Annotated in this window: 16 protein-coding genes; 7 read left to right on the top strand and 9 right to left on the bottom strand. The window is 72.1% G+C overall.

The features are described 5' to 3' along the window. Positions 1 to 22: 22 nt before the first annotated feature. A complete protein-coding gene (locus FJ658_RS06220) occupies positions 23 to 1,036 on the bottom strand; it encodes an ADP-ribosylglycohydrolase family protein (protein WP_255447598.1) in 1,014 nt (337 codons plus the stop codon). A gap of 88 nt (positions 1,037 to 1,124) precedes the next feature. Here FJ658_RS06220 and FJ658_RS06215 point away from each other — a divergent pair, with 88 nt between their 5' ends. Both FJ658_RS06215 and FJ658_RS06210 read left to right on the top strand, forming a co-directional pair. Then, on the top strand, positions 1,125 to 2,408 hold the full coding sequence (locus FJ658_RS06215) for a nuclease-related domain-containing protein (RefSeq protein WP_141144505.1): 1,284 nt from the start codon (positions 1,125 to 1,127) through the stop codon (positions 2,406 to 2,408). A 44-nt stretch (positions 2,409 to 2,452) separates the two neighbouring features. Then, on the top strand, positions 2,453 to 2,935 hold the full coding sequence (locus FJ658_RS06210; RefSeq protein WP_141144504.1) for a hypothetical protein: 483 nt from the start codon (positions 2,453 to 2,455) through the stop codon (positions 2,933 to 2,935). A 21-nt stretch (positions 2,936 to 2,956) separates the two neighbouring features. Here the strand turns inward: FJ658_RS06210 and rlmB are convergent, their stop codons facing one another. The 4 genes from rlmB to FJ658_RS06190 form a co-directional block, all read right to left on the bottom strand. Beyond that, a complete protein-coding gene (gene rlmB / locus FJ658_RS06205; RefSeq protein ID WP_141144503.1) occupies positions 2,957 to 3,961 on the bottom strand; it encodes a 23S rRNA (guanosine(2251)-2'-O)-methyltransferase RlmB in 1,005 nt (334 codons plus the stop codon). Further along, positions 3,958 to 5,361: a cysteine--tRNA ligase gene (gene cysS, locus FJ658_RS06200; RefSeq protein ID WP_141144502.1), complete on the bottom strand. Its 1,404-nt coding sequence runs from the start codon at positions 5,359 to 5,361 to the stop codon at positions 3,958 to 3,960. Before cysS ends, rlmB begins: the two co-directional genes overlap by 4 nt. 121 nt (positions 5,362 to 5,482) lie before the next feature. Next, the gene (gene ispD, locus FJ658_RS06195; protein WP_141144862.1) at positions 5,483 to 6,640 is read right to left on the bottom strand and encodes a 2-C-methyl-D-erythritol 4-phosphate cytidylyltransferase; all 1,158 of its coding nucleotides are present in this window, start codon (positions 6,638 to 6,640) and stop codon (positions 5,483 to 5,485) included. Next, positions 6,637 to 7,119: a CarD family transcriptional regulator gene (locus tag FJ658_RS06190; RefSeq protein ID WP_141144501.1), complete on the bottom strand. Its 483-nt coding sequence runs from the start codon at positions 7,117 to 7,119 to the stop codon at positions 6,637 to 6,639. The genes ispD and FJ658_RS06190 overlap by 4 nt, the downstream gene beginning before the upstream one ends. Positions 7,120 to 7,249: 130 nt before the next feature. Here FJ658_RS06190 and FJ658_RS06185 point away from each other — a divergent pair, with 130 nt between their 5' ends. Beyond that, positions 7,250 to 7,831, top strand: coding sequence for a hypothetical protein (locus FJ658_RS06185; RefSeq protein WP_181408345.1), 582 nt, complete (start codon positions 7,250 to 7,252; stop codon positions 7,829 to 7,831). Between the two features lie 102 nt (positions 7,832 to 7,933). On the opposite strand, the gene FJ658_RS06180 is transcribed toward FJ658_RS06185, so the two are convergent. Then, a complete protein-coding gene (locus FJ658_RS06180; protein WP_141144500.1) occupies positions 7,934 to 8,614 on the bottom strand; it encodes a response regulator transcription factor in 681 nt (226 codons plus the stop codon). Further along, on the bottom strand, positions 8,611 to 9,765 hold the full coding sequence (locus tag FJ658_RS06175) for a cell wall metabolism sensor histidine kinase WalK (RefSeq protein WP_141144499.1): 1,155 nt from the start codon (positions 9,763 to 9,765) through the stop codon (positions 8,611 to 8,613). Before FJ658_RS06175 ends, FJ658_RS06180 begins: the two co-directional genes overlap by 4 nt. A gap of 164 nt (positions 9,766 to 9,929) precedes the next feature. Between FJ658_RS06175 and phoU the strand changes: the two genes are divergently transcribed. The 3 genes from phoU to FJ658_RS06160 are packed head-to-tail and all read left to right on the top strand — an operon-like array spanning position 9,930 to position 11,739. After that, entirely contained in the window at positions 9,930 to 10,583 is a 654-nt protein-coding gene (gene phoU / locus FJ658_RS06170; protein WP_141144498.1) for a phosphate signaling complex protein PhoU, read from the top strand. Between the two features lie 53 nt (positions 10,584 to 10,636). Further along, positions 10,637 to 11,140, top strand: a complete 504-nt coding sequence (locus FJ658_RS06165; RefSeq protein ID WP_141144497.1) for an AAA family ATPase — start codon at positions 10,637 to 10,639, stop codon at positions 11,138 to 11,140. A 56-nt stretch (positions 11,141 to 11,196) separates the two neighbouring features. After that, positions 11,197 to 11,739: a YaeQ family protein gene (locus FJ658_RS06160; protein ID WP_141144496.1), complete on the top strand. Its 543-nt coding sequence runs from the start codon at positions 11,197 to 11,199 to the stop codon at positions 11,737 to 11,739. 18 nt (positions 11,740 to 11,757) lie between these two features. Here the strand turns inward: FJ658_RS06160 and FJ658_RS06155 are convergent, their stop codons facing one another. Together FJ658_RS06155 and FJ658_RS06150 are read right to left on the bottom strand one after the other, a co-directional pair. Continuing rightward, the gene (locus FJ658_RS06155; protein ID WP_141144495.1) at positions 11,758 to 12,240 is read right to left on the bottom strand and encodes a 2'-5' RNA ligase family protein; all 483 of its coding nucleotides are present in this window, start codon (positions 12,238 to 12,240) and stop codon (positions 11,758 to 11,760) included. Between the two features lie 25 nt (positions 12,241 to 12,265). Beyond that, positions 12,266 to 13,012 (bottom strand): phosphoglyceromutase, encoded by a 747-nt coding sequence (locus FJ658_RS06150; protein WP_141144494.1) that lies wholly within the window; start codon positions 13,010 to 13,012, stop codon positions 12,266 to 12,268. A gap of 103 nt (positions 13,013 to 13,115) precedes the next feature. Here FJ658_RS06150 and FJ658_RS06145 point away from each other — a divergent pair, with 103 nt between their 5' ends. After that, a complete protein-coding gene (locus tag FJ658_RS06145) occupies positions 13,116 to 13,904 on the top strand; it encodes a class I SAM-dependent methyltransferase (protein ID WP_141144493.1) in 789 nt (262 codons plus the stop codon). Positions 13,905 to 13,916 lie beyond the last annotated feature (12 nt).

The raw sequence follows: 13,916 nt of genomic DNA, 5'->3' as shown, positions 1-13,916 counted from the left end.
GGGCGCTCACCGAGGCCCCGGCTCAGGACCGCGCAAGCGACGCCGTCGCCGCCCGCTCGGCCCGCGCGACCAGATCCGCGTCGCGGAGGTCGGGCCAGCCGTGCAGCCGTGCGCGCCACTCGTCCGGGAACGCGCTCGCCCCGTGCGCCGCGCCGAGCAGCTGCCCGGCGATCGCGGCGACCGTGTCGGTGTCGCGGCCTCCGCGCACGGCCCGCTCGAGCGCATCCACCGGACCCTGCCCGTGAGAGATCGCCGACCACGCCCCCTGCAGCGCGTGCACGACCCAGCCGTTCTGCTCGAAGTCGCGGGGATGCCGCGCCTCGGCCTCGTCGAGCAGGGCGCCCCATCGCGCGGCCCGGTCGGCGGGCAGCACCGCGAGCCCCACGCGCACATCGAGGTCGCCCGTCAGAACCGCGTGCCGGATGGCGACCGACCAGAGCGCGCAGGCGTCGCCCGCATCCGCCTCCCAGTGGGTGAGCTCGCTGACGCGGCGCGCCGCGGCCGCGAGCGCCGCGAGGGTCGCGACCTCGGGTTCGCTGCCCAGGCCGCCCCCAGCGCCTCCGCCCAGGAACGCGAGCGCGACCGGCCCTGTTCGCATGAGCGAGCCGTTGCCGCCGGAGCGTCCGCGCTCGCGGTGCAGCCGCTCGGCCGCCGCCCGCGCCGACGTCTCATCGGGGTGCGCGACGTCAGCCAGCACCGCCCGGATCTGGATGCCCACATCGCGCGCATCCCGCGCCCACACCCGCCAGCTCTCGATCACCGCGCCGAGCGACGCCGCATCGTCGAAGCGCGATCCGTCGGCGGCCGCGTCCAGCAGCGGGATGGCCATGCTGGTGTCGTCGGTCCACTCGCCGACATCCCAGCCCATCGTGTTCAGCCCGCCTCCGAGCTCGACCGCGTTCGTCTCATCGAGCGGAGGCCCGAACTCGTAGCCGGCACCGAGCGCGTCACCGCACGCCTGCCCCACGATCACGCCGGCGGCCCGGTCGAGCAGCGCCGGGTCGACGGCTCCGCTCTCGATCGTCTCGGCGGTCACGCGCAGCACCTCATGCCCCGACGCTAGCGCCGCGTGCGCCCCGAACGCGGGATCGCGCAGCCGACACCCGTCGCGCAGACTCGATCGGGTGAGTGATCTTCAGCAGCGAGTGCCGGGGCAGTCGCTCATCGAGAAGCTGCTGAGCGAGTGGGACGCCGGCCGCATCCGGATGGATGCGGCGACGGGGCGGGTGGAGATCGCCGACGAATCGATCAGCTGGTTCCAGGGCGTTCTCGGCGAGCGGGTCACGGGTCGCGTCCTGAACCAGATCGCCGTCGAGCCCGGAACGACGGTGCTGCACTCCGTGCCCTTCGGCAGCCGCTCCGCCGATATCGACCACGTCGTGATCACTCCTGCCGGCGTGTTCGTGATCAACACCAAGGACCACGAGAACGCGAGCATCTGGATGGCGGGCTGGGGGCTGCGGGTCAACAACCGTCCGCAGAACGCCTACATCCAGAGCCTCGTCAAGCACACCCGCGCCGTCGAAGCGAGGCTGTCTCAGGCGGCCGGCTTCGCGGTGCCGGTCATCGGGATGCTCGCGTTCGTCGCGCCGGCGTCGTTCAGCCAGACCGCTCCGCTCGGCGATGCCACGACACCGCCGATGGCGGCTGCCCCGGTCGACCGCCTCGTGGGCGAGTTGCGGGGCCGCCGACGCGAGATGAGCGACGAGCAGCTCGACCGGGTCACTCGCGCGGCTCTGCGCCCCGAGACCTGGCACGATCATCCGCTCACCTCGCGGCCCGGCTCTCATCTGGGTGCGGAATTCGACGCGCTGTACGCCGAGATCGGCGGTGCTGTGCTGCTGCGGCGTGCCGATCAGCGGCACGAGCGCCGCGAGCGGGCCGCGATCGTGCGCGAGACGACGCGATCCGGTGCGGGGCGCGGTCGCGGTGTCCCGCCGCGCTCGACGTCGTTCGGTGCGTCCGACATCGGAGCCGTGCCGACCCGGCGCCCGCCGGTCACGTCGCCGACACCGGCGACCACGTGGACCTGCGGCAGTCGCGGCCTCGCGCTCTGGCCCCTGCTCGTGGTCGCGGCGATCGGCATCACGAGCGCCATCGAATCGATCGGCGACGTGGCGAGTCCCGGTGTCTTCGGCCTGACCGCCCTGTGGGCTCTGCTGATCATGAGCCCGCTCCTGTTCGCCGCCGCCGATCTCGTCGAGTTGCGGCGTCGGGGAACCGACCTCGGCGGACCCTCGGTCGCCCTCGCCCTGCTCGGCCCCCTCGTCCATCTGAGCGTTCGCGCTGTGCGCCTCGCCCGACGAGGTCAGACCGGAATGAGCGCTCTCATCACGCACCTGATCTGCGGGGTCGCGGCGGTGCCGATCCTCATCACGATGAGCTTCGCTGCTGCGGTCGGACGCTGATCTACGGGCATCCCGAGCCGGACCCGCCCTGCCAGACTGACGACGTGCCCGCCGCTCCCCCGCTCGTCACCCGCCGCATCCGTCTCGCACCCGGTCTGGTGACGCTGTTCCTCGTGATCATGGTCGCGACGCCGGTGCTGCTCGCGCTCGTGCAGCCCTCCGGCTTCGGCTCCGCGATCCCGGCGCCGGCGTGGATCACGATCGCGGTCGTGGAGGTCGGGCTGCTGGCCTCGCTGCTCAGCTGGCACCGCCTCGAGATCGACGACGACCGCATCCGACTGCGCTGGTTCCCGATCTACGATCGCACCCTGCCGCTCGACGAGCTGACCGGGTTCGAGCCGGTGACCGTCCGCTTCGCCGATCACGGCGTCGGGCTGCGCGTTCTCGGCGGCGGCGCGATCGCCCTCGTCAACCGCGGCGGGCCGGGCGTGCGCCTCGAGTTCACCGGCGGGCGCAGCTACGTCGTCGCGCTCGCCGCCGACGCCGAGGTGGATGCGGTGCTCGCCGCCGTCGCGCAGCAGCGCTAGACAGCGGGAGCGGATGCGGGCTCAGCCCTCCGCGCGCAGCTTCGCCACCTCGTACAGCGCGACCGACGTCGCGATGCCCGCGTTCAGCGACTCGGTCGCCGAGCTGATCGGGATCGACACGATCGCGTCGCACTTCTCGGTGATGAGGCGCGAGAGCCCCTTGCCTTCGCTACCGGTCACGACCAGCAGCGGGCGCTTCGCCAGCTCGAGCCCGGGCAGCGACACGTCGCCGTCGCCGTCGAGGCCGATCACGAAGACGCCGCGGTCCTTGATCGCGTCGATCGTCTGGGCCAGGTTCGAGGCGAGGGCGACCGGGATGCGCGCGGCGGCTCCCGCCGAGGTCTTCCACGCCGAGGCGGTCACGCCGACGCTGCGACGCTGCGGAACGATCACGCCCTGGCCGCCGAACGCGGCGACCGAGCGGATGATGGCGCCGAGGTTGCGCGGGTCGGTGACGCCGTCGAGCGCGACCAGCAGGGGCGTCGCATCCCGTTCGATCACGTCGTCGACGAGGTCGAGCGGATGCGCGTACTGGTAGGCGGGCACGGCGAGGGCGATGCCCTGGTGCACGGCGTCGCGCCCGGCCTTGCGGTCGAGCTCGGGGCGCATGACCTCGACGAGCGGGATGCCGCGCTTGGTCGCGAGGGCGATCGACTCCTTGACGCGGTCGTCCATCTCGATGCGGGTGGCGATGAAGAGGGTCGTGGCGGGCACCTTCGTGCGCAGCGCCTCGAGCACCGAGTTGCGGCCGGTCAGCAGCTCGCTGTCGTCGTCGCGCTTCGGGGTGCGGCGACGCTCGGGCGCCGAGCCCGAGCCGCTCGCACCGCCTTTGCCGTGGCGGGCGCGCGCCGCCTCGAGGCGGTCCTGCGCCGCCTTGCGCTTGCCGGCGACGTGCCAGCTGCGGTCCTCGGCCTTCGGGGTCGGGCCCTTGCCCTCGAGGGCGCGACGGCCGTGCCCGCCGGTGCCGACGCTCGCGCCCTTCTTGCCCTTGCTCGATCCGGGTCGTCCGGCCTTGCTGCTGCTCATGCGATGCTCCAGTGCGCCCCGTCGGGCGTGTCCTCGATCGTGATGCCGGCCGCGGTCAGCTCCTCGCGGATGCGGTCGGCGGTGGCGTAGTCCTTGGCCTGGCGGGCGGCGGCGCGGTCGCCGAGCATCCGCTCGACCAGCGCGCCCAGGGCGGTGTCGCCACCGGAGGCCGCCACGGGCCACTGCGACGGGTGCACGCCGAGCACCTCGGTCATCGCCGACACCTCGCCGTGGATGCGCGCCACCTGGTCCACGTCGTCGGCGTCGAGCGCCACGTTGCCGGCGCGAACCCGCTCGTGCAGCACGGCGAGCGCCTGCGGCACGCCCAGATCGTCGTCCATCGCGGCGCCGAACTCCTCGGGCACGACGCCGGTGCCCGAGCCGGCCCAGCGGGTTCCGGCGGTGCGCCGCTCGGCGCGGGCGAGGAAGGTCTCGATGCGGTCGATCGCGGCCTCGGCCTCGGCGAGCGAGCCGTCGTGGTAGTCGATCGTCGAGCGGTAGTGCGCGCTCGCCAGGTAGTAGCGGATCGCGATGCCGCGCGCCGATCCCAGGAACTCGGCGGCGTAGATCGAGTTGCCGAGCGACTTCGACATCTTCTGCCCCTCGATCGCGACGAGGCCGTTGTGCACCCAGTAGCTCGCGAAGGCGTCGCCCGCGGCACTCGACTGGGCGAGCTCGTTCTCGTGGTGCGGGAAGCGCAGGTCGAGCCCGCCGCCGTGGATGTCGAAGGCCGTTCCGAGGTAGCGCCGCGACATCGCGGAGCACTCGATGTGCCAGCCGGGTCGCCCGTCGCCCCAGGGCGAGGCCCAGGATGCCGACGCCGGCTCGTCGTCTTTGCGCCCCTTCCACAGGGCGAAATCGCGCGGGTCGCGCTTGCCGCGGGTGGGTGCATCCCCCGACTCGCTCATGTCGTCGAGGCTCTGCCGGGTGAGCGCGCCGTAGTCGCCCCAGCTGCGCACGTCGAAGTACACGTCGCCGGTGCCGTCCTCGGCGGAGTAGGCGTGGCCGCGCTCGATCAGCTCGTCGATGAGCTGCTGCATGCCCGGGATGCTCGCGGTCGCCCGCGGCTCGTAGGTCGGCGGCAGGATGCCGAGAGCGGAATACGCGGCCGTGAACTCGAGCTCGACCCGGTACGCGAGCGCCCACCAGGGCTCGCTCTCGGTCGCGTTGGCCAGGACCTTGTCGTCGATGTCGGTGACGTTGCGCACGAGCGTGACGGCATAGCCGCGGTAGGCGAGCCAGCGGCGCCACAGGTCGTAGACGAGTGCGCTGCGCAGGTGCCCGATGTGCGGCGACGACTGCACGGTGGGACCGCAGACGTACATGCCGACCTCGCCGGAGCGCAGGGGCACGAAGTCGCGAACAGCCTGGGCTCGGCTGTCGTAGAGGCGCACGGTCACCCCGGGAGTCTACCGGCGGGGTGCCGGACGCCCGGGCGCGTGACGTCGATCGCGACGGCGGGGCCGCGGGCCGTTGACGAGGCCGCGCGCAGGACGACGCGGGCGAGGTGGATGCGCGGCCTCAGCTGCTGAGCAGCGCGGTCGCGATGCACGCCACGCCCTCGCCGCGCCCGGTCATGCCGAGCCCGTCGGCCGTGGTCGCCGAGACGCTGACCGGGGCGCCGACGAGCTCGCCGAGACGACGCTCGAGCTCGCCCCGACGGGCGCCGATGCGCGGGCGGTTGGCGGTGATCTGCAGCGCGACGTTGATCACGGTGAAACCGGCGCCGGTCACGAGCGCCAGGGTCTCGCGCACGAACACGTCGCTGCGCGCATCCCGGAACCGCTCGTCGGCCGAGCCGAAGCGGGTACCGAGGTCGCCGAGCCCGGCCGCCGAGAGCAGCGCGTCGCAGACGGCGTGCAGGGCGGCGTCGCCGTCGCTGTGGCCGGCCAGGCCCGGCTCGTCGGGCCAGTAGAGCCCGCCGAACCACATCGGCGACTCCTCGTCGTAGGCGTGCACGTCGAGGCCGATGCCGGTGCGGATGCCGCGGCTCACGCCGAGCACGTTCTCGGCGCGGCGCAGATCCCACGGGGTCGTGATCTTGAACGCGCGGGCGTCGCCCTCGACCGTCACGACCTCGCCGCCCGCGGCCGAGAACAGCGCGGCGTCGTCGGTGTGCTCGGCGGTCGCCACGGCATAGGCCCCGTCGAGAGCCGCCCGCGGGAAGCCCTGCGGCGTCTGCACGTGCACGAGGTCGCTGCGGTCGACGGTTTCGGCGACCACGCCCTCGCGGATGCGCTTGACCGTGTCGGTGACCGGCAGCGCCGGGATCACGCCCGATCCGGTCGACTCGACCTGACGCACGACGCGATCGAGGAGCGACGCCGGGGTCAGCGCGCGGGCGGCGTCGTGCACGAGCACGGTCTCGACCGAGTCCGCGAGCGCCGCGAGCCCGGCGGAGACCGAGGCCTGACGCGTGTCGCCACCGGCGACGACCGAGACGGATGCCGCGGCCGGGCCGGCCGAGCGGGTCGCGATCGAGCGCGCCGAGGCGAGCTTGGCGACCGGCGCAACCACGACCACCTGGACGGGCGTCGACGAGTCGAAGACGTTGTCGAGGCAGCGCTCGAGGATGGTCACCCCGCGCAGCTCGACGAAGGCCTTCGGCTCGCTGTGCCCGAGTCGGGTACCCGATCCGGCGGCGACGACGATGACGGCGAGGCGGGGCTGATCGCTCAGGAGGCGAGCACCTCGTCGAGCACCGTGGAGGCCTTCTCCTCGTCGGTCTTCTCGGCGAGCGCGAGCTCGGAGACGAGGATCTGACGGGCCTTGGCGAGCATGCGCTTCTCCCCGGCCGAGAGGCCGCGGTCCTGGTCGCGACGCCACAGGTCGCGCACGACCTCGGAGACCTTGATCACGTCGCCCGAGGCGAGCTTCTCGAGGTTGGCCTTGTAGCGACGGCTCCAGTTGGTGGGCTCCTCGGTGAAGGGAGCGCGCAGCACCTCGAAGACCTTGTCGAGGCCTTCCTTGCCGATCACGTCGCGAACGCCGACCAGGTCGACGTTCTCGGCCGGGACCTCGATCGTGAGGTCGCCCTGCGTGACGTTGAGCTTCAGGTAGAGCTTGTCTTCGCCACGGACCTTCCTGGTCTTCACTTCGGTGATGGTTGCAGCGCCGTGGTGGGGGTAAACGACAGTCTCGCCGACCTCGAAGAGCATGGAGTTATTCCTTCCGCAGACTAAGTATTCTAACACAGCGACCCCTCAGTTAGGGGTGCCTAACCTCGGCGCCCGCGAGCGCCCCGATATGCTGTGGATCGCCCCGTCGAGCGATATCTGGAGAGTTCTGTTGAGAGCACGCGCGCTGGCATCCATCGCCCTTCTCGGAGGCGTCGCCGTCGGCCTCGCCGGCTGCAACTTCGTCACGCCGCAGGCGACCACCAACCACTACGACCCGTCTGACGGCGTCAGCGGCACGGTCGGCCAGGTCGAGCTGCGCAACGCCGTGGCGATCGTGAACGACGACGGGGACGCGAACCTCGTGCTCACGGCCGTCAACAACTCGGCGCGCACGATCTCGCTGCGCGTGCAGTACGAGGCCGGCGGGCAGAAGGAGAACACCCGCCTCTCGCTCTCGCCGGGCGCGACCACGGTCGGCTACGGCAAGCGCGGCCAGAAGCTGCTCGAAGACTTCGACCCGAAGGCCGGCTCGCTGGCCAAGATCTACTTCGTCTACGGCAGCCAGGAGGGCGTGCAGCTCGGCGTGCCGGTGCTCGACACGACCTGGTCGGAGTACGAGAAGCACGGTCCGACGGCCCCGCCGAGCCCCTCCGTCTCGCCGAGCCCGAGCGGCACGCCCAGCGAGGGCGCCTCGACCGACCCGAGCGGCACGCCCAGCGACGCCGCATCGGACGGCACGACCGAGGGCTGACCTCCGCGCACACGGTCGAGGAGACCGCCGCGCCACCGACACACGAGGGGCGAGCATCCGGTTGGATGCTCGCCCCTCGGTCGTTCTCGGGAAGGCCGCGCCTCAGGCCTCGAAGCGGTAACCGAGACCGCGCACGGTCACCAGCAACGTCGGCTGCGAGGGGTCCTGCTCGATCTTCGAGCGAATGCGCTTGACGTGCACGTCGAGGGTCTTGGTGTCGCCGTAGTAGTCGGCGCCCCAGACGCGGTCGATCAGCTGCCCCCGGGTCAGCACGCGGCCGGCGTTGCGCATCAGCAGCTCGAGCAGCTCGAACTCCTTCAGCGGCATCGCGACCTCCTTGCCGTCGACCGTCACGACGTGACGCTCCACATCCATGCGCACGGGGCCCGACTCGAGCACGGCGTCGTCGACGTCGAGCGCCTCGACCCGGCGGCGCAGCACGGCGCGGATGCGGGCCAGCAGCTCGCGCGTCGAGTAGGGCTTCGTGACGTAGTCGTCGGCGCCCAGCTCGAGCCCCACCACGATGTCGACCTCGGAGTCCTTGGCCGTCAGCATGATGATCGGCACGTTCGAGGTCTGGCGGATCTCGCGGCACACCTCGGTGCCGGGGAGCCCCGGCAGCATCAGGTCGAGCAGCACGAGGTCGGCTCCCCCGCGCTCGAACAGCTGCAGCGCCGAGCGGCCGTCGGCCGCGACGGCCGTCTCGTAGCCCTCGCGGCGCAGCAGGTAGTCGAGGGGCTCGCTGAGCGACTCCTCGTCTTCGACGATCAGGATGCGGGTCATCCGGTGGCTCCCGTGGTGACAGCCGAGGCGTCGGAGGCCTCGGGCAGGCGGATGGTGAAAGTCGAGCCGCTTCCCGGCTGCGACCAGAGGCGCACATCGCCGCCGTGGTTCTGGGCGACGTGCTTGACGATGGAGAGGCCGAGGCCCGTGCCGCCGGTGTTGCGAGCGCGGGCCGCATCCACTCGGTAGAAGCGCTCGAAGACGCGGTCGCGATCGGCGGCGGGGATGCCGACGCCCTGGTCGGTGACGGCGATCTCGACGACCCCCTCGTCGACCGAGACGCCGAGCCCGACACGCGAGTGCTCGGGCGAGTACTGGATGGCGTTCGCGACGAGGTTGTTGAGCGCGGTCGCGAGCATGGTCGGGTCGCCGATCACGCTGACCCGGCGGCGCTTGCCGACGACGAGCTCGATGTCCTTGGCCTCGGCCTGCACGCGGTGGTGATCGATCGACTGGCGCACCAGATTGTCGATCTCGACCGGCTCGGCCTTCTCGAGGGCGTCGCCCGACTGCAGCCGGCTGAGCTGGATGATCTCGGCCGTGATGCGCGCCAGGCGGTCGGCTTCGCGGGTCAGACGCGACGCGAAGCGCCGCACCTCCTCCGGCTCGTCGGCGGCCGACTCCAGCGCCTCGGAGAGCAGCCCCACGGCGCCGATCGGCGTCTTGAGCTCGTGGCTGACGTTGGCGAGGAAGTCGCGGCGCACCTCCTCGAGGCGGTGCGCCTCGGTGCGGTCGTCGCCGACCAGCAGGATGTAGCGCGAGCCGAGCCGCGACACCCGCACCAGCAGGAACAGCGATTGCTCGCCGAGGCGGCTGCGGGTGAGGTGCAGCTCCTCCGACGCGGGCTCGCCGGTGCGGCGCACCGCATCCACCAGGTCGACCAGCTCGGGGTTCACGAGGTGGTCGTTGAAGATCAGGTTCGCGGCGATCGCCCGGGGCGACGCCGAGAGCACGTTGTTGCTCGCGTCGAGCACGATGCCGACCGACTCGAGGGAGTCGATGAGCGCATCCACGCCGTCGGGCACCCGAGGGGTGACCACCTCGACGGCACGCTGGCCACGGCGGTGGGCGACCACGAAGAGGGTCGTCGCGCCGACGCCGAGCAGCACGCCGAACACCAGTGCGGCGGGCACGAGCAGGGCCGTGTCCATGTGCCTAGATTAGGGTCGCTGTGGAACGCCGCCGCACCCAAGGCCGTCGTTCCAGGCACGTTCACCGCGAAGTTCAGGGGATCGTCACCGCCCGTTAACCTGACGGCGCGACGGTGTCATCGCGGCGGGGACGACTCTGCCGACACGACGAGAGGACGCAGCAGATGCGTGAGGTTTTCCAGCAGGAGCTGCGCGACGTGCAGGACCGACTGGTGGAGATCGCCGGCCTGGTGGCCGACGCGATCGACAACGCGACGACCGCGTTCAACGAGTCCAACGTGGCGCTCGCGGAATCGGTCATCGCCGACGACGACAAGATCGACGCCGCCGCGAACGAGCTCGACGAGCTCGCGATCGAGATCCTGGCCCGCCAGAACCCGGTCGCGCGCGACCTGCGCATCGTCGTGAGCGCCCTGCGCATCAGCGCCTCGCTCGAGCGCATGGGCGACATCGCCCGCCACATCGCGCAGCTGTCGCGCTACCGCTTCCCCGAGAAGGTCGTGCCGAAGAGCCTCCGCCCCACCTTCAAGAGCATGGGCGAGCTCGACGTGCAGATCGCGCGCAAGCTCACCGAGCTGCTCGAGACGCAGGACGTCGACATCGCCGAGCACATCCGCAACGAAGACGACAAGGTCGACGAGCTGCACCTCAGCGTGTTCGACCAGGTGCTCGCCGAGACCTGGAACGGCGCCGCCTCCGACACGGTCGACGCGACCCTGGCCTCGCGCTACCACGAGCGCTTCGCCGACCACGCCGTCTCGATCGCCAAGAAGGTGCAGTACCTGGCGACCGGCGACTGGACCCCGGTCGAGGACTGATCGCGCCCTCCTCGCTCGCTCGACGCTCTCTCGACGCTCTCTAGGCTGAGGGGATGGCCTCCGTCGCGATCCTCGTCAACGGCCTGCCCGGCGCCGGCAAGAGCTCGCTCGCTCGCCAGCTGGGCGGCATCCTCGGGGCGCCGGTGCTCGCGAAGGACGCGCTGAAGGAGACCTTCGGCGCGCTGCTGCCCGACGGCGACTCCGCGCGCCTCGGCAGCATCGCGATGGACACGCTCTGGCGTCTCGCGGCCGAGACCGACGGCGGCGTGATCGTGGATGCGGTGCTCGACCGCACCCGCGACCTCGAGTCCGCCCGGCGCGGCCTCGAGGTCGCCGGCTCGCCGCGCATGGTCGAGCTCTGGTGCGACGTGCCGGTCGACGTGGCGCGCGCTCGCTTCGCCGAGCGGGCGACGTCGCGGGCTGGCATCCACCGCGAGTGGGATGCGGCCTTCGAGGGCTTCGCGCCGCTCGCGCTCGGGCCCGTGGTGCGGGTCGACACGAGCGGGCCCGTCGAGTTCGAGGCGCTCGTGCTCGAGCTGGGCCAGCACTTCCTCTGAACCGGTCGACGGCGTCTGAGCCGGCCGGCGTCGTCGGCCCACCTAGGCTCGATCCCATGGCTGCCGGCGCGACGATCCACACCTTCGACCTGACCATCTCCGACGTCGACCGCGGCGTCTACGAGTCGGTCAGCCTGCGGGCCGCGCGCCACCCGTCCGAGACCGAGCAGTTCCTCGTGACGCGGGTGCTGGCCTATGCGCTCGAATACGTCGAGGGGATCGCCTTCAGCGAGGGCATCTCGACCACGAAGAACGAGCCGGCCGTGCTCGTGCGCGACGCCACCGGGTCGATCACCGGCTGGATCGAGATCGGCGCGCCGGATGCGGAGCGGCTGCACTACGGCAGCAAGCTCGCCGACCGCACCGTCGTCTACACCCACCGCGATCCGGTCAAGATCGCCGCGCTCTGGACCGGCAAGAAGATCCACCGCGGCGACGAGATCGAGCTGCGCAGCTTCGACGACGGCTTCATCGACCAGGTGGCGGGAGCGCTCGGCCGCCGCAGCGAGCTGACCGTGTCGCTGATCGAGTCGCGCGTCTACGTCGAGCTCGACGGGCAGAGCTTCCAGAGCGAGCTGCACTCCCAGCCCGCGATCTAGTCGAGCGCGGCGCGCCCGTCAGATCAGCGGGAACTGCGCCACGAGGCGCCACACCGGTCCGCCCTCGGCGTGGGCGTCGCGCTCGAGCAGGGCCACCGCATCCAGCTCGACCCGCTCGCCCCGGTCGACGCGGTCGCCGTCGTCGGTCACGGAGACGTGCGGTCGGTAGCCGGCGCCGGCGTGCTGCGGGTCGAGCAGGCGCACCCCGAGCGGACGCAGCTGCTGGATCAGGGCGCGATGCACCGCATCCAACTCGCCCTCGTCGTCGTCGAGCAGGGTGACCTCGATCGAGTCCGCCCCGCCGAACAGCTCGTCGTCGCCGGCCTCGGTCTCGATCGGACCGAAGGCGGCCAGCGCCGACTCGATCGCCGCCTCGAGCTGACCCTGATCGGCGTCGGTCTCGGCCGGACTCAGCAGGGTCACGTGCAGCGGCAGCGTGCCCGGCGCGAACTCGGTGTCGAGGGCGGCGTCCTCCAGGAACGCGGCGATCAGGAAGCGCACGGCGCGGTCGGCCCCGCCGTCGCGCTTACTTCTTGCCCTGCGCGGCGACCGCGGCGGCTCCGGCGGCGGCGGCCTCGGGGTCGAGGTAGCGCGCGGGGCCGGTCGGGCGGAAGTCGTCGTCGAGCTCGTAGACCAGCGGGATGCCGGTCGGGATGTTGAGCTCCGAGATCTCGGCGTCGCTCACGCCGTCGAGGTGCTTCACGAGCGCGCGCAGGCTGTTGCCGTGGGCCGTGACGAGCACGGTGCGGCCGGCCGCGAGGTCCTTCGTGATGTCCGACTCCCAGTAGGGCAGCATCCGGTCGATCACGAGCTTGAGGCTCTCGGTGCGGGGCAGCTCAGCGTCGGGCAGGTCGGCGTAGCGCTCGTCGCCCACCTGCGACCACTCGGCGTCGTCGGCCAGCACGGGCGGCGGGGTGTCGAAGCTGCGGCGCCAGGTCTGGAACTGCTCGGGGCCGTACTTCTCGAGCGTCTCGGCCTTGTCGAGACCCTGCAGCGCGCCGTAGTGGCGCTCGTTGAGGCGCCAGCTGCGCTTGACCGGGATCCACAGGCGGTCGGCGACCTCGAGGGCGAGGTTCGCCGTCTGGATCGCGCGGGTCAGCACGCTCGTGTAGAGGATCTCGGGCTTCAGGCCCGACTCGGCGAGCAGCTCGCCGGCGCGCTTCGCCTCGCCCACGCCCTGCTCGCTGAGGCGGACGTCCACCCAGCCGGTGAAGAGGTTCTTCTGGTTCCAGTCGGAGTTGCCGTGGCGGAGCAGGATGAGCGTGCTGGTCATGGTGCTCAGCCTAGCGAGCGCGGGTGACGTCGGAGCCCGGGTGCTCGGGCCGGGCAGCTCGGGCCGGCCGAGCGCGCCGGTCCCCCGCCGGTACGCTCGTGCCGTGGTTCGGGGCACGCGGGTCGAGGGGCGCATCACCCGCGGCACGACCAACACGAACCGCCTGCGCCGCATCGACCGCTGGATCGCCGCGCAGCCCGTGCTGCGCCGCGCCGACGACCCGCTCGTCGTCGACCTCGGCTACGGGGCCTCGGCCACGACGCCGCTCGAGCTGCACGCGCGGCTCGCCCGCGTGCGTCCCGGGGTCGAGGTGGTCGGCGTCGAGATCGATCCCGAGCGCGTGCGGATCGCGAGCGCGCGCGCCCGGCCGGGCGTGAGCTTCCGTCTCGGCGGCTTCGAGACGCCGACGCCCGACGGGCGGCCCGCCGCGATCATCCGGGCCTTCAACGTGCTGCGGCAGTACGACGAGGGCGAGGTCGCGGCGGCGTGGCAGCGGATGCTCGGCCGCCTGCAGCCCGACGGCCTGCTGGTCGAGGGCACCTGCGACGAGATCGGCCGGGTCTGCAGCTGGATCGCGCTCGGACCGGAGGGCGCGCGCACGCTCACGATCTCGCTGCGGCTGGCCGAGCTCGAGGCGCCGTCGATCGTGGCGGAGCGGCTGCCCAAGGCGCTGATCCATCGCAACGTGCCGGGCGAGCGCATCCACGCCCTGCTCGTCGACCTCGACCGCGAGTGGGCGCGCGCCGCGCCCCTGTCGACGTACGGCCCGAGCCAGCGCTGGATCTCGGCGGTCGAGGGGATACGTGCCGCCGGGTGGCCCGTGCGCGACGGCCGCACCCGCTGGAGGCTGGGAGAACTCACCGTGGACTTCTCGGCTGTCGCACCCTCCTGAGACGGTGGTGGG

Source organism: Schumannella sp. 10F1B-5-1, assembly GCF_006517535.1.
GTDB lineage: Bacteria > Actinomycetota > Actinomycetes > Actinomycetales > Microbacteriaceae > Schumannella.
The sequence above is the reverse complement of the archived record's forward strand: the minus strand, read 5'-3'. Positions and strand labels throughout refer to the sequence as shown.

Excerpts from the sequence above, each read along its gene's own strand:
- FJ658_RS06160 (WP_141144496.1), top strand. The coding sequence starts at position 11,197 with ATGGCTGCCGGCGCGACGATCCACACCTTCGACCTGACCATCTCCGAC.
- FJ658_RS06190 (WP_141144501.1), bottom strand. The coding sequence starts at position 7,119 with ATGCTCTTCGAGGTCGGCGAGACTGTCGTTTACCCCCACCACGGCGCT.
- rlmB (WP_141144503.1), bottom strand. The coding sequence starts at position 3,961 with ATGAGCAGCAGCAAGGCCGGACGACCCGGATCGAGCAAGGGCAAGAAG.
- phoU (WP_141144498.1), top strand. The coding sequence starts at position 9,930 with ATGCGTGAGGTTTTCCAGCAGGAGCTGCGCGACGTGCAGGACCGACTG.
- FJ658_RS06165 (WP_141144497.1), top strand. The coding sequence starts at position 10,637 with ATGGCCTCCGTCGCGATCCTCGTCAACGGCCTGCCCGGCGCCGGCAAG.
- FJ658_RS06180 (WP_141144500.1), bottom strand. The coding sequence starts at position 8,614 with ATGACCCGCATCCTGATCGTCGAAGACGAGGAGTCGCTCAGCGAGCCC.
- FJ658_RS06175 (WP_141144499.1), bottom strand. The coding sequence starts at position 9,765 with ATGGACACGGCCCTGCTCGTGCCCGCCGCACTGGTGTTCGGCGTGCTG.
- FJ658_RS06150 (WP_141144494.1), bottom strand. The coding sequence starts at position 13,012 with ATGACCAGCACGCTCATCCTGCTCCGCCACGGCAACTCCGACTGGAAC.